24 protein-coding genes and 2 tRNA genes are annotated in these 23,256 nt (G+C 44.4%); 17 read left to right on the top strand and 9 right to left on the bottom strand.

Features of this window, described 5'->3' with window-relative positions; translation table 11 throughout:
- The first annotated feature begins 56 nt into the window (after nucleotides 1-56).
- From DWY79_RS01210 to DWY79_RS01145, 14 genes are all read left to right on the top strand, one after another.
- A complete protein-coding gene (locus DWY79_RS01210) occupies nucleotides 57-2,192 on the top strand; it encodes a SurA N-terminal domain-containing protein (RefSeq protein WP_005861564.1) in 2,136 nt (711 codons plus the stop codon).
- 136 nt (nucleotides 2,193-2,328) lie between these two features.
- Nucleotides 2,329-3,360 carry a 23S rRNA (adenine(2503)-C(2))-methyltransferase RlmN gene (rlmN, locus tag DWY79_RS01205; protein ID WP_048928010.1) on the top strand — a complete coding sequence of 344 codons (1,032 nt, stop codon included), beginning with the start codon at nucleotides 2,329-2,331 and terminating at the stop codon, nucleotides 3,358-3,360.
- A gap of 16 nt (nucleotides 3,361-3,376) precedes the next feature.
- Complete coding sequence (locus DWY79_RS01200) at nucleotides 3,377-4,414, top strand: DUF4837 family protein (protein WP_008774122.1); 1,038 nt, start codon at nucleotides 3,377-3,379, stop codon at nucleotides 4,412-4,414.
- A 16-nt stretch (nucleotides 4,415-4,430) separates the two neighbouring features.
- Nucleotides 4,431-5,540 (top strand): 4-hydroxythreonine-4-phosphate dehydrogenase PdxA, encoded by a 1,110-nt coding sequence (gene pdxA / locus DWY79_RS01195; RefSeq protein WP_122368714.1) that lies wholly within the window; start codon nucleotides 4,431-4,433, stop codon nucleotides 5,538-5,540.
- Between the two features lie 168 nt (nucleotides 5,541-5,708).
- Nucleotides 5,709-6,176, top strand: a complete 468-nt coding sequence (locus DWY79_RS01190; RefSeq protein ID WP_005861572.1) for an adenylyltransferase/cytidyltransferase family protein — start codon at nucleotides 5,709-5,711, stop codon at nucleotides 6,174-6,176.
- An 11-nt stretch (nucleotides 6,177-6,187) separates the two neighbouring features.
- Nucleotides 6,188-6,916: an SDR family NAD(P)-dependent oxidoreductase gene (locus tag DWY79_RS01185; RefSeq protein WP_005865829.1), complete on the top strand. Its 729-nt coding sequence runs from the start codon at nucleotides 6,188-6,190 to the stop codon at nucleotides 6,914-6,916.
- 7 nt (nucleotides 6,917-6,923) lie between these two features.
- Nucleotides 6,924-7,811, top strand: a complete 888-nt coding sequence (locus tag DWY79_RS01180) for a CDP-alcohol phosphatidyltransferase family protein (RefSeq protein ID WP_005861576.1) — start codon at nucleotides 6,924-6,926, stop codon at nucleotides 7,809-7,811.
- Between the two features lie 3 nt (nucleotides 7,812-7,814).
- A complete protein-coding gene (locus DWY79_RS01175) occupies nucleotides 7,815-8,642 on the top strand; it encodes a lysophospholipid acyltransferase family protein (protein ID WP_005861578.1) in 828 nt (275 codons plus the stop codon).
- A gap of 104 nt (nucleotides 8,643-8,746) precedes the next feature.
- On the top strand, nucleotides 8,747-9,937 hold the full coding sequence (locus DWY79_RS01170; RefSeq protein WP_087880726.1) for a sigma-54-dependent Fis family transcriptional regulator: 1,191 nt from the start codon (nucleotides 8,747-8,749) through the stop codon (nucleotides 9,935-9,937).
- A 4-nt stretch (nucleotides 9,938-9,941) separates the two neighbouring features.
- Nucleotides 9,942-10,478: an LptE family protein gene (locus DWY79_RS01165; RefSeq protein WP_005861582.1), complete on the top strand. Its 537-nt coding sequence runs from the start codon at nucleotides 9,942-9,944 to the stop codon at nucleotides 10,476-10,478.
- Nucleotide 10,479: 1 nt separating this feature from the next.
- Nucleotides 10,480-11,247 carry a hypothetical protein gene (locus DWY79_RS01160; RefSeq protein WP_022192884.1) on the top strand — a complete coding sequence of 256 codons (768 nt, stop codon included), beginning with the start codon at nucleotides 10,480-10,482 and terminating at the stop codon, nucleotides 11,245-11,247.
- A gap of 7 nt (nucleotides 11,248-11,254) precedes the next feature.
- Nucleotides 11,255-11,638: a preprotein translocase subunit SecG gene (gene secG, locus DWY79_RS01155; RefSeq protein WP_022192885.1), complete on the top strand. Its 384-nt coding sequence runs from the start codon at nucleotides 11,255-11,257 to the stop codon at nucleotides 11,636-11,638.
- A gap of 291 nt (nucleotides 11,639-11,929) precedes the next feature.
- Entirely contained in the window at nucleotides 11,930-12,250 is a 321-nt protein-coding gene (locus tag DWY79_RS01150; protein ID WP_122368713.1) for a DUF4491 family protein, read from the top strand.
- Between the two features lie 51 nt (nucleotides 12,251-12,301).
- Entirely contained in the window at nucleotides 12,302-12,502 is a 201-nt protein-coding gene (locus DWY79_RS01145) for a hypothetical protein (RefSeq protein ID WP_005861590.1), read from the top strand.
- A gap of 9 nt (nucleotides 12,503-12,511) precedes the next feature.
- On the opposite strand, the gene DWY79_RS01140 is transcribed toward DWY79_RS01145, so the two are convergent.
- The 5 genes from DWY79_RS01140 to DWY79_RS01120 form a co-directional block, all read right to left on the bottom strand.
- Complete coding sequence (locus DWY79_RS01140; protein ID WP_008774115.1) at nucleotides 12,512-12,844, bottom strand: hypothetical protein; 333 nt, start codon at nucleotides 12,842-12,844, stop codon at nucleotides 12,512-12,514.
- 114 nt (nucleotides 12,845-12,958) lie between these two features.
- Nucleotides 12,959-13,031, bottom strand: a tRNA-Gly gene (locus DWY79_RS01135).
- A gap of 25 nt (nucleotides 13,032-13,056) precedes the next feature.
- Nucleotides 13,057-13,139: transfer RNA gene (locus DWY79_RS01130), tRNA-Tyr, on the bottom strand.
- A gap of 54 nt (nucleotides 13,140-13,193) precedes the next feature.
- The gene (gene ribH, locus DWY79_RS01125) at nucleotides 13,194-13,676 is read right to left on the bottom strand and encodes a 6,7-dimethyl-8-ribityllumazine synthase (protein ID WP_008774114.1); all 483 of its coding nucleotides are present in this window, start codon (nucleotides 13,674-13,676) and stop codon (nucleotides 13,194-13,196) included.
- A gap of 76 nt (nucleotides 13,677-13,752) precedes the next feature.
- Nucleotides 13,753-14,436 (bottom strand): tetratricopeptide repeat protein, encoded by a 684-nt coding sequence (locus tag DWY79_RS01120; protein WP_009276541.1) that lies wholly within the window; start codon nucleotides 14,434-14,436, stop codon nucleotides 13,753-13,755.
- Between the two features lie 148 nt (nucleotides 14,437-14,584).
- Here DWY79_RS01120 and DWY79_RS01115 point away from each other — a divergent pair, with 148 nt between their 5' ends.
- Nucleotides 14,585-15,682 (top strand): DNA replication/repair protein RecF, encoded by a 1,098-nt coding sequence (locus DWY79_RS01115; protein WP_122368712.1) that lies wholly within the window; start codon nucleotides 14,585-14,587, stop codon nucleotides 15,680-15,682.
- 2 nt (nucleotides 15,683-15,684) lie between these two features.
- A complete protein-coding gene (locus tag DWY79_RS01110) occupies nucleotides 15,685-15,978 on the top strand; it encodes a DUF721 domain-containing protein (RefSeq protein ID WP_005865842.1) in 294 nt (97 codons plus the stop codon).
- Nucleotides 15,979-16,087: 109 nt separating this feature from the next.
- Here the strand turns inward: DWY79_RS01110 and DWY79_RS01105 are convergent, their stop codons facing one another.
- The 4 genes from DWY79_RS01105 to DWY79_RS01090 form a co-directional block, all read right to left on the bottom strand.
- Complete coding sequence (locus DWY79_RS01105; RefSeq protein WP_233563931.1) at nucleotides 16,088-16,603, bottom strand: 5-formyltetrahydrofolate cyclo-ligase; 516 nt, start codon at nucleotides 16,601-16,603, stop codon at nucleotides 16,088-16,090.
- Nucleotides 16,548-18,281 carry a S41 family peptidase gene (locus DWY79_RS01100; protein ID WP_005865846.1) on the bottom strand — a complete coding sequence of 578 codons (1,734 nt, stop codon included), beginning with the start codon at nucleotides 18,279-18,281 and terminating at the stop codon, nucleotides 16,548-16,550. The genes DWY79_RS01105 and DWY79_RS01100 overlap by 56 nt, the downstream gene beginning before the upstream one ends.
- Before the next feature lie 13 nt (nucleotides 18,282-18,294).
- Nucleotides 18,295-18,729: a dCMP deaminase family protein gene (locus DWY79_RS01095; protein WP_008778036.1), complete on the bottom strand. Its 435-nt coding sequence runs from the start codon at nucleotides 18,727-18,729 to the stop codon at nucleotides 18,295-18,297.
- Between the two features lie 80 nt (nucleotides 18,730-18,809).
- Nucleotides 18,810-20,909: a M3 family metallopeptidase gene (locus tag DWY79_RS01090; protein ID WP_199705180.1), complete on the bottom strand. Its 2,100-nt coding sequence runs from the start codon at nucleotides 20,907-20,909 to the stop codon at nucleotides 18,810-18,812.
- 406 nt (nucleotides 20,910-21,315) lie between these two features.
- Between DWY79_RS01090 and DWY79_RS01085 the strand changes: the two genes are divergently transcribed.
- On the top strand, nucleotides 21,316-23,250 hold the full coding sequence (locus DWY79_RS01085; protein WP_005861612.1) for a glycogen debranching enzyme N-terminal domain-containing protein: 1,935 nt from the start codon (nucleotides 21,316-21,318) through the stop codon (nucleotides 23,248-23,250).
- Nucleotides 23,251-23,256: the final 6 nt, after the last annotated feature.

The following is a 23,256-nucleotide window of genomic DNA, read 5'->3' as shown; positions in this document are numbered from 1 at the left end:
ATATCTTTGTGCCCTTAAAATGTGAAATAATAAACTTTAAAAAATAATAAAGATAAATGGCTACGCTGGAAAAAATTAGAAGCAAAGCAGGACTGCTGGTACTCGTGGTGGGTTTGGCATTGTTCGCTTTTATCATTGGAGACTTTTTAAACTCTGGTTCTACTTATTTTAGGCAATCACAGGAACGGATCGCCGAGATTGATGGAGAGGTTGTAAAAATTCAAGATTATCAAGGTCGCGTTGATGAGATGGCCGAGATGTATAAGATGCAATCCGGTTCAGCCAGCCTGCCCGAGGAATATATGACACAGATTCGCCAGTCCGTATTCGATGCGATGGTACAAGAGGTCGTGTTGGACGAGGCTACTGCTAAATTAGGTATGGGAGTAAGTCCGGAAGAATTGTTTGATATGGTTCAAGGTGAGAATATCTCTCCGTTGATCCAACAAATGCAAATGTTTACGAATCCTCAGACTGGTGCTTTTGATAAGGCCGCTTTGTTGAATTTCTTGAAACAAATCGATTCCGATAATATCGCTAGCTATCCGGCAGATCAACAGGCACAGCTGATTCAAGCTAAGAACTTCTGGTTGTTCTGGGAGAAGAACATCAAACGTCAACGTTTGGAGCAAAAATATACGACATTATTGAGCAAGGCTATTTCCGCGAATTCATTGGACGCTAAGGAAGCTTATAATGATAATGCCGAGAATTCGGATATCATTTACGCTATGCAATCATATGCTACGATTCCGGATTCAACGATTGAGGTAAGCAAGAGCGAGATCGAGAAATTGTATAACCAACGCAAGGAGCTTTATAAACAAAAAGAATCTAAGGTAATTAAATATATCGCCGTAGATATCCGTCCGAGTAAAGAGGATTATGATAAGGCACAGGCCGAGATCGAGAGCTTGAAAGAGGAGCTGGCTACGTCTGAAAGAGTGGCTGATGTAGTAAACGAGAACTCTGAGGTTCCTTATGTTGACGCTTTCTTCACGGAGAAGGCTTTGGATCCGGAGATGAAACAATTCGCTACGACTTCTGAGGTTGGCGCTGTTTATGGTCCTGTATTCGAGAATGACAAATACAGAATGTTTAAGCTAGTCGATAAGACGGTCGCTCCGGACTCAGTAAAAGTTAGCCACATCATGTTGGCCGGTAAATCTGAGGCTGAGACAACAGCTTTGGCTGATAGCTTGATGGGGGCGTTGAAAGGTGGCGCTAATTTTGCTGAATTAGCTAAGAAATACTCAGCAGACCAAGCCGCCGAGAATGGTGGTGAACTAGGTTGGTTTACAGAGGTTACCGCTTTGAGAGGTGTGAATGATGATTTTAAGAAGGCTGTCTTCTCAACTCCATTGAATGAGGTAGCGGTTGTGAAATCTTTATATGGTACTCACCTTGTAAAAGTAACAGAGAAAACAGGAAATGTTGAAAAATATAAGATCGCAGATATCGACATGACTGTATCTCCTAGCTCTAAGACCTATAGCAACATCTACAATGAGTTGAATCAGTTCGTATCGAAGAACAACTCTATGGCTAAATTGGAGGAGAATGCGAAGGAAGCCGGTTATAACTTGATTTCAGGTGCAACGGTTACTACAGATGATCAGTTGTTAGGTTCTATCAAGAATTCACGTCCGGTAATTCGTTGGGCGTTCCAGAACGATAAAGGTTCTATCTCTGAGATCTTCGAGTGTAGTGATAAATTTGTCGTGGCTGCTGTAGAAGGAAGTATTTCCGAGGGGTATCGTCCGGTTGATATGGTTGCTCCGGCTTTGAGAGCTGAATTGGCTGCCCAGAAGAAAGGCGATAAGATCGCTCAGGAATTGGCTGCTAAGAATTTAACTTCAGTTGAGGCATATGCTGAAACGATGGGTTCTTCTGTTGACTCTGTAAAGTTCGTGAACTTTGGTACTCGCCGTATCGCTGGTATCGGTATCGAACCGAACTTGAACGCTATGGTTTCTATGGCTCAAGTTGACCAAGTAAGTGCTCCGGTTAAAGGTAACAACGGTGTATATGTGTTCAAGGTATACGCAAGAAATAAAGATGGTAAGGAGTTCAACGAGGCTGAGGAAATCCGTGCGTTGGATGCTTCGAACGCGTATCGTGTAGGATTCCAAGCTATCCAATCTATGGTCAACAACGCTAAGGTGGAAGACAACCGTATCCGTTTCTATTAATAAAGAGTATTTATACTTAAGATAAAAAAGATCCCCTGTTTTGTCGTCAAGATATATTTATTTTGACGGCAAAACAGGGGATCTTTATTTTGTGGAATATTTCTCGTACTTTCGCGAATAAGAAAATATCGATAGCATGGTTGACAAAAGACAATTATTAGGGATGACCTTGGAGGAACTGAAAGGTGTAGCGTCTGAGGTGGGTCTTCCCGCATATGCGGCTAAGCAAATGGCCGATTGGATTTATAAAAAGAAAATAACCCGGATTTCGGAGATGACGAATATAGCGGTTGCCAAACGTGCTTTATTGGAGGATTCATTCGAGATCGGGGCTTATCCGCCATCTGAGTATCAAAAGTCGAAAGACGGTACGATCAAATATCTATATGCTGCCGGACCGGGGCGTTTTGTTGAGTCTGTTTATATTCCTACGGATGATCGGGCGACTCTTTGCGTCTCTTCTCAAGTCGGATGCAAAATGAATTGCTTGTTTTGTATGACGGGAAAACAAGGTTTCACGGCAAACCTGACAGCGAACCAGATATTGAACCAGATCCAGTCCTTGCCGGAAAACGATTCATTGACGAATATCGTTTTCATGGGAATGGGGGAGCCACTGGATAACGTAGACGAGCTTTTCAAGGTTTTGGAAATACTCACGGCCTCGTATGGATATGCGTGGAGCCCGAAGCGTATCACGGTTTCAACCATCGGTGTGACGAAAGGCTTGAAACGCTTTTTAGAGGAGAGCGAATGTCATCTGGCCGTAAGTCTGCACTCGCCCTATCCTATGGAACGTCTTTCCTTGATGCCGGTTGAAAAGGCATTCCCAGCGAGGGAGGTGATCGATTTAATCAAACAATATGATTTTTCGCATCAACGACGTGTCTCTTTTGAGTACATTGTTTTTAAAAATTTGAACGATAGCTTGAAACATGCCGAAGCTTTGAGTTGTTTATTAGGTGGAATTCCTTGTCGGGTAAACTTGATCCGTTTTCATGCGATACCGAATGTGTCTTTAGAGACTTCCGATATCGTTAAAATGGAGGCGTTTCGGGATTTCTTAAACGCCAAAGGAGTTGTATGTACGATAAGGGCGTCACGTGGGGAGGATATTTTCGCCGCTTGTGGAATGCTTTCTACCGCGAAAAATGTTACATTTGTATAATATAAAACACACAGGTATGAAAACACGTTCTTTATTCATCGGTATGTTGCTGCTTCTTGTTTTGATGGGAGCATGTAATTCAGGTTCTGTGATGACTCAAGCTACGGGCTTCGCATATGAGGTTGTCGTGGTTATGGATCAAAAGGATTGGAAAGGCCCTGCGGGAGAAGCCATAAAGTCTGAGTTGGCCTCTTCGGTGCCCGGACTTCCGCAAGCCGAGCCTTCTTTGAAGATTACCTACGTACAACCAAAGGATTTTACAGGTCTGTTACGGTATGTAAGGAATATATTAGTGGTTACGATAGACCCCACCGCTTATACGAAAGTTTCTGTAGGCTACGAGAATAATGTCTGGGCTAGAGGGCAGGTGGTTGTTTCGCTGAAAGCTCCTAATACGGAGTCGATCGTCGAGTATTCAAAGACCCATGAGAAGGCGTTGGTCGATTTCTTCGTAAAGGTGGAGATGAATCGTGCGATAGAGCAATTACAAAAGGAATATAGTATGGTGGTTATGGATAACCTGAAAAGCGACCTGAACGTGATGTTAAACGCTCCGGCAAACTTCACGTACTATAAGGATACGACAGATTTCTTCTGGTCTTCCAATAACGCTAACACAGGCCGTATGGACTTAATCGTATATACTTTCCCTTATACTGATCCGAATACGTTTACGGAGGAATATCTGGTCGCTAAACGAGATTCTGTATTGAAGGCGAATCTGCCGGGTTCGTTCCCGGGTTCCTATATGCAAACAGAAACGCGTGCGGGAGTGGAGTATACGCCAATAACCTTAAATGGTAAATATTGCGGCGTGATGCGCGGTTTGTGGAGAATGCAAGGCGATATGATGGGAGGCCCGTTCGTAAGCCACACCCGCTTGGATGAAAAGAATCATCGTGTGGTTGTAGCCGAGGGATTTGTGTATGCTCCGGAGACAGACAAGCGTAATTTCATGCGTAGAATAGAAGCTGCCTTATTTACGTTACGTTTGCCGGGTGAATTTGATGAACCGGTAACTGAGACATTAGATATCCCAAAAGAGAAAAAGTAATAAACAAACAAAATATATGGAAGAACGACTGATTAAAGTGGGGATCACCCACGGAGATATAAATGGTATCGGCTATGAGGTAATATTAAAGACCTTTTCCGATACCCGCATGGCGGAGCTTTGCACGCCGATTATCTATGGCTCGTCCAAGATAGCCGCTTATCACCGGAAGGCATTGGAGCTTCCTCCTATCAATATGAATATTATTTCACATGCGGAGGATGCGGGAGTAAACCGGGTGAACATTATTAACTGCGTGGAGGACGAGACCAAGGTGGAGTTGTCGAAATCTACGCCGGTTGCCGGTGAGTCGGCTTTCAAGGCGTTGGAAGCGGCAGTTACGGATATGAAGCGGGGAGTAGTGGATGTACTGCTTACCGCCCCGATCAATAAACATAATATCCAGAACGAGGATTTTCATTTTCCCGGGCATACTGAGTATTTGGAGAAATGCTTCGGTGGCTTGGATAAAAAAGCCTTGATGATCTTGATGAAAGATGATCTTCGTGTCGCTTTGGTGACGGGGCATATTCCATTGTCGCAAGTTGCGTCTTCCATCAACGTGGGCGATATCGTGAATAAGCTGCGTATTTTCAATCAGTCGTTAAAGCAAGACTTCGGTATTGTGAAGCCACGTATCGCGGTTCTTTCCTTAAACCCTCATGCCGGTGATGCCGGATTGCTGGGTACGGAAGAGGAGACGATTATCATACCGGCAATGCAAGAGGCGGAGAAAAAAGGCGTAATGTCATTTGGCCCTTATGCGGCTGACGGTTTCTTTGGTTCGCAGATGTATGATAAATTTGATGGTGTCTTAGCGATGTATCATGATCAAGGGCTCGCTCCTTTCAAGACGTTGGCGATGGATGACGGGGTGAACTATACGGCAGGATTGCCGATCGTACGGACTTCTCCGGCACACGGAACAGCTTATGACATAGCCGGGCAGAACGTGGCTTCGGAAGAGTCGTTCCGCCAAGCCTTATATGCGGCGTTGGATATCTTCCGGAACCGGTTGCGTTATCAAGAGGCTACCGTCAATCCGTTGCGTAAGCAATATTTCGATAGGGGGGGGGATAATGAGAAACTGGACTTGACGAAAGAGGACGATACGGACGGATTATAGTAGATCTTTCCTGACAAGTTTCAATAAATACATAAAATGTCATGTTAATAACGAATGGATGTTATTGACATGACATTTTTGTATGGGGCGTGGGACGCTTTTTGGTTTTAAACTTTTAAGATAGGAAAAGTTTGCGTAAGTTTGCGGTTTAAAACGAAAATTACGATTATGTTTAAAGACAAAACGATAGTATATACATCCGGGACGTTTGATATGTTCCATTATAATCATCTTAGGATGATCAATTACGCCCGTAGTTTGGCGGATATATTGATCGTCGGGGTTAGTACAGATGAGTTGGTCTCTTCTTATAAAGCGAAGCCGATCATTCCGTTCCATGAACGTTTGCAGATCATCGAGGCGTTGAAGACTCCCGATATCGTTATTCCACAACATTCCTTGGATCATACGGAAATCGTGAAGAAGCTGAATATCGACGCTTTCGTGGTAGGTGATGACTGGTTCGGAAAGTACGACTATCTGAAGGATTTAGGCGTTCAGGTATTTTATTTCCCTTACGGAACGGGGGTTTCCTCCTCGAATCTGAAAAAAACGATACATGATTCTTATGAGGCGAATCTGACAACCCAACGTCAGGCGAAGCCGGAAACAGTGAAAGGATCTGCCGCTAAATAACGATCAGTTTCATGGATAAATTTATTTTAATTACCGGTGGGACAAAAGGGATAGGAAAGGCGGTAGCGTCCTGTTTAGGAAAGGCCGGATATAACCTTATACTGACTTATGCTTCCGACCAAGCGGCGGCCGAGGAGGTACGTAGCGAGTTGGTGGGGCGTTTCGATATACAGGTTTCTATTCTGCGGGCCGATATCTCGGATCGGAATACGATCGGGGTTATCGATTCTTTCTTGGAGGAGAATAGGCTACGTTTGGACGGCCTTGTGTTCAATGCGGGAATGACCTGTCGGGATCCTTTTGAGGAACTTTCATTCGAGGATTGGGAACGGGTTTTCTTTGCTAATATCCATTTCCCGGTCTTCCTTTTACAGAAGATTGTTGGACGGATTAATAAGGGGGGAAGTATCGTGTTTACGGGTTCCTTGATGGGAATACAGCCTCATTCGGTATCCTTGGCATATGGGGTGACGAAAAGCGCGGTGCATGCGCTGGTCAAAAACATGGTGAAGTTCTTAGTTCCCTATGAACTGCGTGTGAATGCCGTGGCTCCCGGTTTTGTCGATACGGAATGGCAGAAAACAAAGCCTGCCGAGATCCGTCGGAATATAGAGAACAAGGTCTCTTTGGGACGGTTCTGCGACCCGGATGAATTGGCGGAAGTTTATAAAATGTTGATAGAGAATAGTTATTTTAATGGCGAGGTAGTCGTTGTGGATGGCGGTTACTCGTATAAATAAGAAACAAATGAGCGAGTTGGATAAGGAATACGAAGCATCGTTAAAGTCGATAGAAACAGAAAATAAGATAGACCGAATTTTTTATCGTCCGATAGGATTTCGTATTGCTCGTATGTTGCGAGGCACGGGGATTACCCCGAATATGATTACGGTTATCTCGATCTTCGTGGGTGCGGCGGTCGGATTTATGTTTTATCACGATAATTTGACATATAATATCTGTGGTATATTATTGTTGGTATTTGCCAATATCCTCGACTGCGTGGATGGGCAGCTGGCACGTCTTACAGGGATCAAGTCCGCTATCGGGCGTATCTTGGACGGATTCGCCGGGGATATCTGGTTCGCTTCGATCTATATCGGATTCGCTCTTCGTTTGTCTCATGATTACGGTACGGATTGGTTCTTTGCCTTGGCGGTCTTATCCGGTCTGTCTCATTTAGTCCAAGCGAATATCACGGATTATTATAAGACGCTTCACCTTTATTTTATCAGTAAGGATAAAGGATCGGAGTTTCAGTCTTTGGAACAGGTGGAGGCGAAACATAAGGAGATGAAGTATGGCATTAACAAGTTTTTCTACTTCTTATATCGTTGGTATACGATGTTGCAAGTGAAGGCTACGCCTACCTTACAGAGTATGTTACAAAATTTGCACGCGAAGTATGGGGATAATATTCCGGAGAATATCCGTGTGGACTTTCGTAAACAGAGTCGTCATTTAATGCGTTACATAGACTTGTTGACCTTTAATGGCCGGACGATGGTTATGTTTGTGATCGTACTAACGGGACAGGTCTGGGCTTATTACCTATACGAGATCATCGTGTTGAACATCGTACTAGCGATAGTGATGAGGAAACACGAGAAGATGTGTGCCTCGTTTTTAGGATAAAGTATGAAGAAGAGTGTTGTTGACATTTACGATTTGCAAGAGATGGCCCCGTTCTTCAAGGGGCGAGTGGGGACATGGTTAGGTAAGTTGCTGATAAAGTGCTTACGTGTGGATCTGGTTAATAAGGTACATGCCCGGAATTGTCATTTACGGGGCGCTGAGTTTACTTCCGCTTTATTGCATGACCCCATTATCGATCTCAGCTATGAGGTTCATAATAAGGAGATTTTAGATCATCTGCCGGAAGGGGCTTTTGTTACCGTTTCCAACCATCCGATCGGGTCGTTGGATGGAATCATGCTGATTGATATTTTCGCTTCCCGCCGTCCGGACTTTAAGGTGATGGTGAACGGCATCTTGACCAAGATCGGGGCGATGGAGGATAATTTCATATCCGTGGTGCCCGATTCCCACAAGCGAGGGGCGAATCCGGCGAATGTTAATGGCGTGCGACTATCCCTGCAACGCCTGAAAGAAGGTCATCCGATGGGTTTCTTCCCTGCTGGAGCGATCTCATTTTATAATAAAAAAGAGAAACAGGTACGGGATTTATCGTGGGCGCATAGCGTGATCCGCTTAGTTCGTAAGGCGAAAGCACCGGTATACCCTGTTTATTTTGATTTCCAAAATACCCATTTTTTCTATTGGCTAGGGAATATCAGCTGGCAAATACGTACCTTGCGTATTCCTACTGAGGCTTTCAATAAGCGTGGAAAGAAAGCGGATGTATATATCGGTGAGCCTATCTCGCCGGAAGAGATCGCCGCCATCCCGGAAGACAAGGATCTTGCCGAGTTCTTGTATAAACGTACATATGGTGCTAAAAAATAAGAAACGACCGATAGAATCTGTTATCAATAGTGGTAGTTTGAATTAAGATTTGTAATTTTGGCAGAGTAACTGAAATAATTACAGATTTTAAAAGTGAAAGAGTGATGAAGGTTGATGTACAACAGATAAAACAGCGTTTTGGGATTATTGGTAATAACCCGGGATTAAATCGTGCGATCGACGTTGCGCTCCAGGTAGCGCCAACCGACTTATCTGTTCTTATTACAGGAGAGAGTGGAGTAGGAAAGGAGACTTTCCCGCAAATTATTCACCAGAACAGTCAGCGTAAGCATGGACAATATATAGCCGTAAACTGTGGCGCCATTCCGGAAGGGACGATAGACTCGGAGCTTTTCGGGCACGAGAAAGGTTCTTTTACCGGGGCGTTGGCCGACCGTAAAGGGTATTTCGAGGTAGCGGACGGTGGAACGATCTTCTTGGATGAGGTCGGAGAGCTGCCAACTCCTACGCAAGCACGCTTGCTTCGTGTGTTGGAGACGGGTGAGTTTATCAAGGTCGGTTCCTCCAAGGTACAGAAGACGAATGTACGTATCGTTGCCGCTACGAACGTGAATTTAGTGCAGGCGGTTTCGGAAGGTAAATTCCGGGAGGATTTGTACTATCGTTTGAATACGGTGCCTATTCAAGTGCCTCCCTTGCGGGAGCGTCCGGAAGATATTGTCTTATTATTTCGTAAGTTCGCCAGTGATTGCGCCGAGAAATACCGGATGCCGCCGATCCGCTTGGATGATGAAGCACGTCAATTATTGGTTTCTTACCGTTGGCCGGGTAACGTGCGTGAATTGAAAAACATCACGGAACGTATCTCCGTAATCGAGGAGACACGGGATATAACGGCGGATGTCCTGCACCTTTATCTGCCGAACGTGAACGTTGAGAAATATCCGGTATTGGTGAAGCAAGATCCGGATCAAAAGATATTTAACAGCGAGCGGGAGATCCTTTATCAAGTCTTGTTCGATATGAAAAAGGACGTGAACGAGCTAAAGAAATTAGTGCATGATATCATGGGAGGGAATATCCCGATGCCAACGGTGGCAGACGATACCCCTTATGCGCATCCGATCCATCCGGCGGCGGTTCATGCCATGCACCCGACGATCCAAGATGCCGAGGATGTGGAAGAGGAGACTTTATCCTTGGAAGAGGTGGAGAAGGAGATGATCCGTAAGGCTCTGGAGAAGCATAACGGGCGACGGAAGAACGCGGCAGCCGACTTGAAGATATCGGAGCGTACGTTATATCGAAAAATCAAGGAATACAATTTGGAATAAAAATATGCTAAAGAAGATTGTCAACATACGTTTGTCGGCAGCCAATTGGCTTATACTCTCATTTTTGACGGTATTGGCTACGGCTTGCTCTATTTCCTATAAGTTTAATGGAGCCTCTATCGATTATACGAAGGTGAAGACCATTACGATTCGTGACTTCACGAACCAAGCTCCCTACGTGAATCCGACCCTTGCGCCGCAGTTTACGGAGGATTTGAAGGATATTTACATCCGTCAGACTCGTCTGCAACTGGTTCCGAGCAATGGCGACCTTGAGTTGGAGGGTGAGATCACTGGTTACGATTTCGCTCCAATGGCCGTGAAGGAGGATGCTATCGCCTCGCAGACGAGGTTGACGATCACGGTGCGGGTTCGTTACTCCAACCGGGTTAACCCGGATGAGGATTTTGAGCAGTCGTTCTCCGCTTACCGCGAGTTCGACAGTAACTTGATGCCGCAGCAGGTAGAGGGAACATTATGCGAGGAAATCATAGAGGAAATAGTAGACCAAATCTATAACGCTACGGTTGCCAATTGGTAGAATGAGGGCGGAGGATTTATATCGTTTGATGGAGGAGCCTTCGGAATTGACCGAGGGGACTCTTCTTGAGTTGCGACGAATCGTGGAGGATTACCCGTATTTTCAAGTGGCACGGATGTTGTATCTAAAGAATCTGGCCGTATTAAATGATATGAGTTTTACCTCGGAGCTGGAGAAGATGGCGATATTCTTGCCGGACCGGAAAAAGCTGTTCCAACTGATAGAGGGAGATAAATATGGCTTGAACTCCCGTGTGGAGCATGAGCCGGATATGCGAAAAGAGGATACTTTCTCCTTGATAGACGCATTCCTCTCTAACCGTAACGAGGAACCGGAGCCTAAGAAAGAAGCCCCGTTCCTGTTCCAGCCATCGGTATCGTCAGATTATATGTTTTGGTCATTATCGAAAGAGGAAGAAGAGAAGCCATCTGGAGAGGATGCGGAGAATAGGCTTCGACATCACGACTTGATCGATTCGTTCATTAAAAATGACCAACAGCGTATGCCGGGTAGCGGGCTGGAAATCCGTGAGGAAACCAGCCGTGCGGAGACTCCAGAGTCGGTGAAAGATTTGGATGATGAACAGTCCAAATCGCTGGAAGACTCGTGCCTTACGGAAACTTTAGCCCGGATTTATATAAAACAGAAGCGATATGATAAGGCTTTGCAAATTATTAAAAACTTAAGCTTGAAATATCCAGAAAAAAATGTTTACTTTGCAGACCAAATCAGATTTTTGGAAAAGTTGATTATTAACACTAAAAAATAAAACTAAGATGTACGTATTTATTTCTATCTTAATCCTGATTGCCTCTATACTATTAATCTTGATCGTGTTGATCCAGAACTCGAAAGGTGGAGGTTTGGCTTCAGGATTCTCTTCTTCTAACCAAATCATGGGTGTACGTAAGACCACAGACTTTTTGGAGAAAGCTACTTGGAGTTTGGCGGGTGCCGTAATCGTACTGAGTATCGTGATTACCGCATTTATCCCCAGAACTGAGCATGCCGCTCAATCAGAGATCAAGCAACAAGTGAACGACGCTGTCTCTATCGATCCTAACACGATCGCTCCGGACTTTGGTACAGCGCAACAACCGGCAGTTCCGGCAGAGGAAACTCCCGCTACTACTACACCTGCGGAGGAAAGCAACAAATAAGATTGTATTTGAGAATAATATAGAAGCCATATCCACTAACAATGGATGTGGCTTTTTTTGTGCTACTTTAAGTGGAAGCTTCTTTATCTCTTAATCTTTTCACCTATGTGAAAAGATCGTATCACAAGGGTGAAAAGATCGTATTACGTATATGAAAAGATCGTTTCATCTTTGTGAGACGATTATTGCGAATAGGGGCTTCTATCTCTTCATAGAAAGAAATGATCAGTTAAGTGGAATATTGTTCGTATATTTGTTACATATAATAGTAATAAGTATAAATACTCAGATATGGATATGATAAATTTTGATGGGTTGTTGATCGGTATCGTTACATTTTTGATTATCGGTCTGTTTCATCCGGTAGTCGTGAAGGCCGAGTATTATTGGGGGACGAAATGCTGGTGGATATTCCTTGTCTTGGGGATTTTAGGAGTGATAGCCTCCCTGTTTATAGACAGCGTGTTTATGTCCGCTATTTGCGGCGTATTCGCCTTCTCATCGTTCTGGACGATCAAGGAGATTTTCGAGCAGGAGGAGCGTGTGCAGAAAGGCTGGTTCCCTAGAAATCCGAAAAGAAAATACCCTTGGGACGATAGTGAGGTGAAATGAATTCTTTTCGTATCTTTGCGCTCGTGAAAGCGATATAAAAGCAATAAAGCTATGAAGACAAAGAGAAAAAAGCAAGATCCGTTAGTCGAGTACATAAAGGCTAACCGGAAAGGCAGTCGTGAGGCCGAGTTAGAAAACCACGGCAGGCCGGTCAGTCATAACCGGATTCATGTATCGAAGAAAGTTTATAATCGTAAAAGAATGAAGGCAGATGCCCAGAGGCATCTGCCTTATTTGTTTTTAGTAGCCTAAAAGGAGACCTTAGTTCGCTGTATTGTTATTGATCGGTGTCTTTTCCTTGAACCATTCTACCAGTATCCCATTCTTGAAGCTTAGGATGTAGTAGCCTTCAGAGTAGTCGGCTATCGTCATGGTGACCGTCTTATAACTGATACTCTCTATGGGGCCGTCCGGGGTTATTCGTGCGCCAGCCGACTCAAAATCCTTTCCTAGTATCGATATAACCTTTTGCTTGGTCATCCCTAGCTCTATCTTATGCATCCGGTTGTCCATTTTATAAGGATTCATTACCGTAGCGCATCCCATCAATAGGAACATTGTCAGCAACACGTATATCCCTTTCACCATCTTCATCTCTCTTTTTGTTATTTGTTGTATTGGGGGCTAAAGTAGACATTATCCCGGATATATAGTAATACGAGGATATAAAAAAAAGAGGAAAACCTTTCGATTTTCCTCTTTTCCTAGAGCGGAAGACGGGGCTCAAACCCGCGACCCTCAGCTTGGAAGGCTAATGCTCTATCAACTGAGCTACTTCCGCAATAATATGTTGCGAATTAAAAAGGTGGGCAGTGATGGATTCGAACCACCGAAGGCGAAAGCCAGCTGAGTTACAGTCAGCCCCATTTGGCCACTCTGGTAACTGCCCCCTTGTTCTTAATTGCAGTGCAAAGGTACGATTTATTTTGAAACCTGCAAGCGTTTAGGCAGAAAAATTTACCATTTTTATTGCGGTAACCGCTGCCTCGTCCCCTTTATTGCCATATCTACCTCCCGCACGATCCTCGGATTGCTGCATGGTGTCGGTAGTTAACAGGCCGAAAATGAAAGGGATATCGTACATTAAATTCAATTCTGTAATGCCTTGAGTAACGCCGGAACAAACGTAATCAAAATGTGGCGTGTCGCCTCTTACGACGCATCCCAGAACGATCACGGCGTCTAATTCTTTAGTCTCGGCCAATCTTTTGGCTCCAAAAGTCAGTTCAAAACTTCCCGGAACTCGTTTAACTACGATGTTCTCCGGTTTCACCCCGTGCTTTTCAAGCGTGTTGCAAGCACCTTCCAATAACTTCTCGGTAATGTTCTTGTTCCATTCCGCAACTACGATGCCGATGTTCATCTCTGAAGCATCGGGTACGCTGTTGAAATCGTACTCGGATAAATTCTGATAAGCTGTAGCCATACTTGTCTCTTTAAAAGAAGAGGATGCCTTGTTTGACCGAGACATCCTCTGTTATACTATATAATATACTGTTTATTTATTTTCCTGCCGAAGCACGGGTGATATACTTATCGATATCGGATGCCTCCATGGAAGTGTAATACTTATCCTTGATAGTCGTGTAAGCCTTTACAGCCTTGTCATACTCTTTCAAGTTCTCGTAAGCGATACCGGCCTTCTTCAAGTAAATCGGGCTGATTACCTCATTGTCGGCCTCCTTGGCGGCTTTCTCGAAATAGCTGATGCCTTCTTTCGTATTACCCATGTTCACGTAGCAATCACCGATCAAGCCTGTAACCGCCGGAGATACCATTTGGTCCTTTCCGCTGAAAGATTTCAATAAATCGATCGCTTTCTGCGTATCGCCCATCTTGTAGTAGCAGATACCTGCGTAAGCTTTCGCCAAGTTTCCGGCGTCCGTGCTTCCATATTGGTCGATGATAGCCTCGAAACCTTCATAGTCAGCTCCATTGCCGTTTAAAGCCAAGGCGAAAGAATCTCTGGCGAAGTATTGCTCACCCTTGAACATGGCGGCGGCGGCTTTTTTCTCCTGAGGAACTAAATAACCATGCTTGATTCCCAAAACAGCTCCAACAACGAGTGCGACAGCTATTATACCGTAAATAATCTTCTTTGAATTGTTTTCAATGAATTGCTCCGATTTGGAGACAATCTCTTCTACTTCTAACTCCTTGTTGGTGTCCTTTTCTTTAGTAGCCATAATGTGTTATAGTTATTTATTAATTTTATCGCTGATTTTAAGCCATACCATACGGTTGGCGATTCAAAGCGCAAAAGTAGTTTTTTTTGCTGATATAATCTATACTTAGAAGTATATTTTTTAATTTTGTACGATTAATACGGTTTAGATGATACTAAAGAAGCTTTCTGTTCTCAATTACAAAAATATACTTCAGTCCGAGGTTATTTTCTCGCCCAAGATGAATTGCTTTTTCGGCAATAACGGGATGGGGAAGACGAATCTATTGGATGCCATTCATTATCTCTCGTTTTGCAAGAGTCATGTCAATACGCCTGATAGCCAGATAATAAACAATGATCAAGATCTTTGCGTGGTGCAGGGTAACTATGATTATGAGGGACGTGAGGAGGAGATTTTCTGTGCCATGCGGCGTAGGCAACGCAAACAGTTCAAACGGAATAAGAAGGAGTACGACAAGCTGTCCGAGCATATCGGCCTATTACCGTTGGTCATGGTCTCTCCGGCTGATGCCGACTTGATCCGGGGGGGGAGCGATGAGCGACGCCGTTTTCTGGACTTAATCATCTCGCAGCAGGACAAGCCTTATCTGCATGCGCTTATCCAATATAATAAAGCGTTGCTCCAACGGAATACGTTGCTGAAAGATCAGAGCATGGATGCCTCTCTTTATGAGGTATTGGAGATGCAGCTGGGTATGTACGGCCAAATCGTTTACGAGAAGCGGAAAAAACTGGTGGAGGATTTTACCCCGATCTTTAATGAGTACTACCAGACGATCTGCGGCTCTGCCGAGGAGGTAGGGCTACATTATATCTCGCAATTGGAGGAAACGGAGCTTGCCGGTAAATTGGCGATGAGCCGGGAACGGGATCGTATATTGGGCTATACCTCTTCCGGTATCCATAAGGATGAGCTGGAAATGACGTTGGGCGGGTACCTGATTCGCCGGGTTGGTTCGCAAGGACAGAATAAGACGTATCTGATAGCCTTGAAACTCGCTCAGTTCGCTTTCCTAAATAAACGGGGACAGACTACACCTATCTTGCTGTTGGATGATATTTTCGATAAGCTGGACGCTAGCCGTGTGGAGCAGATCATCAAACTGGTCAGCGAGAATGGCTTCGGGCAGATTTTTATTACGGATACGAACCGGAAGTATCTGGATGAGATCTTATTGGCTATGAATCATGACTATGCCCTCTTCCGTGTGGAACGTGGCGAGGTACAACCTATGGAGGAATAAGGATGCAGAGAAGAAATACACAGACATTGGGTGAGGTGCTTCGTGACTTTTTCGAGGATAATACCGAGTTGTACGAGAAAATGATGGAGATCCGGGTTCAGCGTGCGTGGGGAGAAGTTTTAGGGCCTACGATCATGCAGTACACACGTAATATATATGTACGTGATAAGGTGCTTCATGTCTCATTGACTTCCTCCGTACTTCGTAGCGAGTTGACGCTTTGCCGGGAACGGTTGGTGAAAAGCTTGAATGATTACGCGGGTGCCTCGGTCATTACCAATATCGTTTTTCATTGAGTGTGGCTTTACCATTCGCAATATTACTTACTGGGTCAAGTAACATATACTGCCCAGCCCCAGTAAGTATATATGGCTTGACCCAGTAAGTATATATTCTGCGGAGAGATCAATAGATGGTGTCTTCTGTTATTACGTAATCCATTTTCTTGTCGAGTGGCTCTACCGGGACTTGCGGTATCATCTGGAACCCGAAGCATATGCCAACCTTGGGAGCGTTGAGCGTGGAAAGAAGGCGGTCGTAGAATCCCCTTCCTCGTCCCATGCGGTTCTTGTCTTTATCAAAGGCGACTCCGGGCACGATAATCAAGTCGATCTCATTCTTTGGAACTTCTATGCCGTCCGCCTTAGGCTCTAATATCCCGAAAGGTCCGGGTTTTAAGGATTCCGGTCCTTCGTAAAGAAGCAATCTCAAATCATCACCAACGATCAAGGGCAACAGAAGCTTTTTCTTTTGGTACCATTTCTCGATAAAGCCGGCGGTCTGCACTTCTCCCGCTATAGCGTGATAAAGGGCGATACAAGAAGCCGCTTGGAACAGTTCCGTCTGTTCCAAGCGGTCCATGATCTTATCCGATAGCTCGCACAAGGTAATCCTCGAATATTCTTTCTTTCGAGAGGCCATATCTTTTCGTAGGGCCTGCTTGGCTGTGTAAGTCTCCATTCGCTGATTGTTTTAATAGTTCCGCGTTCGGCACGGATTTTCCCTCTTGCAAGATCTTGATCGCGCGTAATAAGGTAACGTCATCTTTTAGGAAAATGGGGTAGAAGCCCGCCTCGTCGAAGAAATTCCTTACGATATACGCTTGCAATTGGTTCTCGATTAACTTGCCGGATATATTAATTAATGTGGGACGTCTCTTGATGCCCTTGGTAGCGGCGAAGTTCACGAAGTCGGAAAGGAGCGGTTGTTGCTGCAAGTAATTATATAATTCCTCCCAAGTCTTGAATGAGCCTAGTTTCTCCCGATGGCGGTCTGAGTACTCGAGCGCATACAGGTAAAGCACGCCGCTATTTACCACATTTGAGTAGTAAGAGGTAACGCCACTCGTATCACGAGGGATAAAGATATCTGGCATGATACCGCCCCCGCCGTATACGGTACGTCCGCCTACGGTCTGGTATTTTAAGGAATCATCCATCTTGATGCTATCGGCCGAGTCAAACTCGCCGTGCATATATCGGTTATAGATATCTTGGTCGTAAGCGTCCGTATTACCCATCTCATATTTCTTCTGGATGCAGCGACCGGACGGCGTGTAATAACGGGCGATGGTCAATCGCATCTCTGAACCGTCGCTCAATGACATTTGAGTTTGTACCAGACCTTTGCCATACGTTCTTCGTCCGATAATCGTACCACGGTCGTTATCTTGGATCGCTCCGGAGAATATCTCACTGGCGGAAGCCGAGATCTCATCGGTCAATACTACGATCGGGGCGTCTTTACAAGTTCCGGTTCCGTTCGCGTATACGTCGGAACGGGGGAACGACTTACCTTCCGTGTAGACGATCAAGCGTCCTTCCGGCATAAACTCGTTAATCATATTGATAGCGGCATCCATATACCCGCCGGTATTACCCCGTAAGTCGATCACGAAAGAGGTACAGCCCGCTTGTTTTAACTTGGCGATCGCCGTGATGAACTCATTATAAGTATTCCGGGCGAATTTGCTAACCTTGATGTAACCTATACCTTTAGCCGCCTCATAAGAAACATCGACCGAATTAACTGGGACATCTCCACGGGTTACGTCAAAATAGAGCAACTCAGGAGAATTCCCTCGCTGTACGCCTAGTTTCACCGTACTGTTCTTTGCGCCCCGAAGTGTCTTCATGATCTCTCCTTGGTTCTTTTTCTTTCCGGAAAAAATAGAATCATTGATCGAGATGATCCGGTCGAAGGGCAGTAAACCTGCTTTCTCTGCGGGACCGCCGCTAATTACGCTAATCACTAGGATCGTATCGGTTTGCATATTAAATGATACGCCAATACCACTGAAAGAACCTTCCAGCTCCTCATTCACCACGGAAGCGTCTTCCGCGGGGATATATACGGAGTGAGGGTCTAATTCACTGAATATTTTCGGGATCGTACTCTCTACCAACTTAGACATGCTAACCGTGTCAACATATTGCTCGTCGATAATGTCCAAGATGGCATTTATCTTGTTGCCGCTGGAGTAGGACCGTTTTTTTCCTTGACTGATAGATAAATAATGGTTCCCAATAAAGATACCTAAAGCGATACTAGCTGCGATGATAACCGGGAGCCATACGGTCAGTCTTTTGTTTTTATCCATAAAAACGTTTTATTTATTCGTTCAAATCTATATAATCTACTATGATACCGGCACGCTTCAATAATTCGCAGCCGTCCGCTATTCGATAATTCTCGGAATAGACCACTCGCTTGATCCCGGATTGTATGATTAATTTCGCGCATTCAATGCAAGGGGAGGAGGTAACATAAATGGTCGCTCCTTTACTGCTGTTCGATGAGGCTGCCACTTTTGTGATGGCGTTAGCCTCCGCATGTAGAACATAAGGCTTGGTGACATTGTTCTCGTCTTCGCAAACATTTTCAAAACCGGCGGGTGTTCCATTGTATCCGTCGGATATGATCATTTTATCTTTTACTAATAATGCGCCCACTTGGCGTCGTTTACAGTACGAATTCTCGGCCCAGATAGCGGCCATTCGCAGGTAACGTTTATCTAATTCGTGCTGTTTTTCTGTTTTCTCGCACATTTGTTTACTCTTTTGTCTTTTAATCCAGACACAAAGGTAGTGATTATTTAGATTTACCGGGCTTATCGCCCGGTAAATTATTACTTCTTAATACCATTACGGATTAATAAGGCGTCTATCGTAGGCTCTTGTCCACGGAAACGCTTGTATAACACGGCGGGATCTTCCGTACCACCTTTGGATAAGATATTGTCACGGAAAGATTTCGCGACCTCCTTGTTGAAGATTCCTTTCGATTTGAAAACGGAGAAAGCGTCGGCGTCTAATACCTCGGCCCATTTATATCCGTAATAGCCTGCCGCGTATCCTCCGGAGAAGATATGTCCGAAGCTTGTGCCCATCAAGGCTTCCGGTACTTCCGGCATGATTACGGTCGGAGCCCAAGCTTTTTTCTCGAATGCCGCTACGTCACCGTCGAAAGGTTGCTCCAACGTATGCCATGCCATATCCAGCAAGCCAAAGCTTAATTGGCGGCAGCAAAGGTAGCCGGCGTTGAAGTTTGAGGCGTTTACCAAGCTTTGTATCATCTCTTGCGGGATTTTCTCTCCGGTCTGGTAATGAACGGCGATCTGATCTAAGAACTCTTTTTCAGTCAACCAGTTCTCCATGATCTGGGAAGGTAATTCTACGAAATCACGATAAACGCTGGTTCCCGAAAGGCTGGAATATGTTCCTTGCGCTAGCATGCCGTGCAAGGAGTGCCCGAACTCATGCAAGAGCGTGTTCACCTCGTCGAAACTTAACAAAGAGGGCTTCGTGTCTGTCGGACGGGTAAAGTTCATCACGATAACGATCTGAGGACGGCTATCTTTTCCGTCTTTATCTTTGTATTGAGCCTTGATATTGTTCATCCAAGCGCCGGATTGTTTTCCGTCACGAGGGAAGAAATCCGTATAAAGGATTGCTAGGAACTTACCATCAGCATCGTATACCTCGTAAGCGTCTACTTCCGGATGATAAACCGGGATTTTCTTGTTTTCCTTAAAGGTGATACCGTAGAGCTGGGTAGCTAATCCGAATACGCCTTTCTTTACGTTGCTCAACTCGAAATAAGGGCGAGTCATCTCGTCGTTTACCTTGAAGCGGATATCCCGTAACTTCTCGGAATAATAACTCCAGTCCCAAGGCATAACGGTGATATTCTCTTTCTCTGTACCTAACGCAAATCCTTCTACCGCATTGTATTCGTTGATCGCTATCGGTTTATAAGCTTCGAGTAACTGATTCAATAATTTGTATACGTTCGCTGAGTTTTTAGCCATTGTGTGTTCCAGCGCATATTCGGCGTAATTCTTGAATCCCATCAACTGGGCGATCTCTAGGCGGATATTAACGATCTTTTTGATAATGTCCTTATTGTCGAACTCATCCCCTTTATTTCCTACGCTCATGTATTCACGATACATTTTCTCTCGCAAATCACGCTTGTCGGAATAACGCATGAATGGAATGTAACTTGGAGCCGAGAGATTGAATAACCATCCGTTTTTATCTTTACTTTTGGCTAACATGGCCGCTGCGTCACGAGCACTTTCGGGTAAGCCGGATAGTTCGTTCTCGTCCATTATTAGTAATTCGAACCGGTTTTTATCTTTCAAGGCGTTTTGATCGAACTGCAAGGTTAACATGCTTAGGTCCATACTTAGCTTGCGGTATTTTTCCTTGTCATCTTTATTTAACGTAGCCCCATTCGCTTTAAACGACTCGTAAAGGTCTTCCAGCAATTTGGCATCCTCGGTAGAAAGGTTCAATTGTTCTTTTTTATCATAGATTGATTTGACCCGAGCAAGTAGTTTCTCATTTAAGAAGATGTTATTGGATGTCTGGGATAACTTCGGGGAGACACGTTGCGAGATTTCCATCATCTCGTCGTTAGCCTCTGCCCCTAATACATTAAAAAAAACAGAAGAGACTGTTTCCAATAATTTGCCGCTACGTTCCAGAGCTACTACCGTATTCTCGAAAGTAGCCGGTTGCGGGTTATTGGCGATCTCTTGCACCTCTTTTTCCATTTGCTTGATTCCTTCGTCGAAAGCGGGCTCATAATGCTCGATCTTGATCTTATCGAAAGGAGGGGTCTCGAACGGTGTTTTAAACTTCCCGAAGAAAGGGTTATTCGCTGCGTGTGTCATTTGAATTGCACTTAATAAAATTACTACATTATATAATAACTTCCTCATATTAAAAATTGTTTGAAAATTTCCGCAAAGGTAGGCATTTTAATCACAGGAACATTATCGGCATCTGTTTTTATATTCAGATTGATTTAAAATGAAAAATAGAACATTTCCTATGACTAAACCGAGGCTTGTTTTCGGGGGGCTGTACCTTGATTTTGAGCTTTGATGAATATGATGATAGGATTGATTTAACAAAAATTTATATGTTTGAAAACACTCCTTTAGAGCACCTTTCTTTTTAAAGCCTTGATCTATAAGTTTATCGTAGAAGAAGGATGCCTTTTTTTCTAAATAAATATAAAAGACAGTTTGTTTTTTTAGTTATTAAATAATACTTTTGATTCTCAGAAACGAAAATAATTTCATTTTGATATTAAAGAAAGTAACTTAAAACCCAAATACACATATGAGTTATCTTAAATTTGACAAAACAGTAATGATAAACCTGGAAGAGTCGCTGACTCGTGAGGTGCTTCGAACCAACCGTTTGGGAGCCTATCACTGCACTACTGTTGTTGATTGTAATACCAGGAAATACCACGGACTACTCGTTATGCCTGTGCCTGCGATTGATGATGACAACCATGTGTTACTGTCTTCTTTTGATGAGACGGTAATTCAACATGGTGCCGAATTTAATCTTGGGTTGCATAAATATGCAGGCGATAATTTCAGTCCCAAGGGACATAAGTACATCCGCGAGTATAGCTCAGAGACAGTACCTCGTACGCTTTACCGTGTAGGAGGTGTGATCTTCTCGAAAGAGAAAGTGTTTTCCATGTACGAGAATCGTATCATGATCAAGTACACGTTGGAAGATGCTCATTCCGCTACGACCTTACGTTTCCGTCCTTTCCTCGCTTTCCGTAGCGTGAAGAACTTAACGCAAGCCAATGGTAACGTGAACCAATCTTACGAGGAAGTCACAAACGGAATCAAGACATGTATGTATCCCGGTTATCCGGAACTGTATATGCAATTTAACAAGAAAGTTAAATTTGTGTATGAGCCGTATTGGTACAATGGAATCGAGTATCCGAAAGAACAAGAGAGGGGATATCCTTATCAGGAGGATTTGTATGTTCCCGGATATTTCGAGGTCCCTATCAAAAAAGGGGAGACTATTATTTTCAGCGCTGGCGATAGTGCAGTGGCAACTACCCGCTTGAAGGCACTGTATGAGAATGAGGTCGTAGCTCGTACGCCTCGTACTAGCTTCTTCAATTGCTTGAAGAATTCCGCTCAGCAATTTTATTTTCGTCCCAAGGAAGACGATGCTTATCTATTAGCGGGCTATCCATGGTTTAAAGTACGTGCGAGAGATTTGTTCGTAGCTCTTCCGGGTAGTACGTTGTCTATCGATGATCCGGTTCGTTTTGAGAAGATCATGCATACGGCGATGCCGGCGATGCGGGCGTATATGGAGAATGGGCGTTTCGATGCGGTGATTCGTGAGATCGAGCATCCGGATGTCTTTTTATGGGCGATCTGGGCGATCCAACAGTATGCTAAACATGAGGGCGTTGAAAAGGCACGTGAGCTATACGGCGATTTCGTGAAAGAGGTTATCGATTATATACGGGACCAGAAACATCCCGATATGAAATTGATGGAGAATGGTTTACTTTTCGCTAATGGAAAAGATAAGGCGATTACTTGGATGAATTCTACCGTAAACGGAAAACCTGTCGTAACTCGTTCCGGTTATATAGTGGAATTTAACGCTCTTTGGTATAATGCTCTTTGTTTCTATACGGAATTGATGGGGGGAGTACCTGTCGAGGGTATTGATCCGATTATCAAGTCGATGGATAAATCGTTCCCGGAAACCTTTGTGAACGGGTATAATTATTTGTTCGATTCCGTGAATGGTTCTACGGTAGATTGGAGCGTACGGCCTAATATGATTTTCGCTGTGGCATTGCCTTATTCCCCATTGACGAGGATGCAGAAACGTGCCGTGGTGGATATCGTGACGAAAGAGTTGCTTACCCCGAAGGGCTTGCGTTCCTTGAGTCCGAAGAGCGAAGGATATCGCCCGTATTATGTGGGGCCGCAATATGAACGAGATTTGGCTTATCACCAAGGTACTGCTTGGCCGTGGTTGTTAGGCGCCTATTTGGAAGCTTATTTGCGTGTATTCGGAAAGAGTGGCGTTGCTTTTGCTGAACGTATGTTGATAAGCTTGGAGGAGGAGATGTCATTACACTGTATCGGGACGATCCCGGAATTGTTTGATGGTAACCCACCGTTTACCGGACGTGGAGCTGTCTCTTTTGCGATGAATGTTGCGGCTATCCTCCGTGTTGTGGATTTGTTGAAGAAGTATAACGCCGAATAAAACTAA

This window comes from Parabacteroides sp. AF27-14 (genome assembly GCF_003635425.1).
In the GTDB taxonomy this organism is placed as follows: domain Bacteria; phylum Bacteroidota; class Bacteroidia; order Bacteroidales; family Tannerellaceae; genus Parabacteroides; species Parabacteroides distasonis.
Note: the sequence above shows the minus strand (reverse complement) of the source record. Positions and strands in the feature narration are given on the sequence as shown.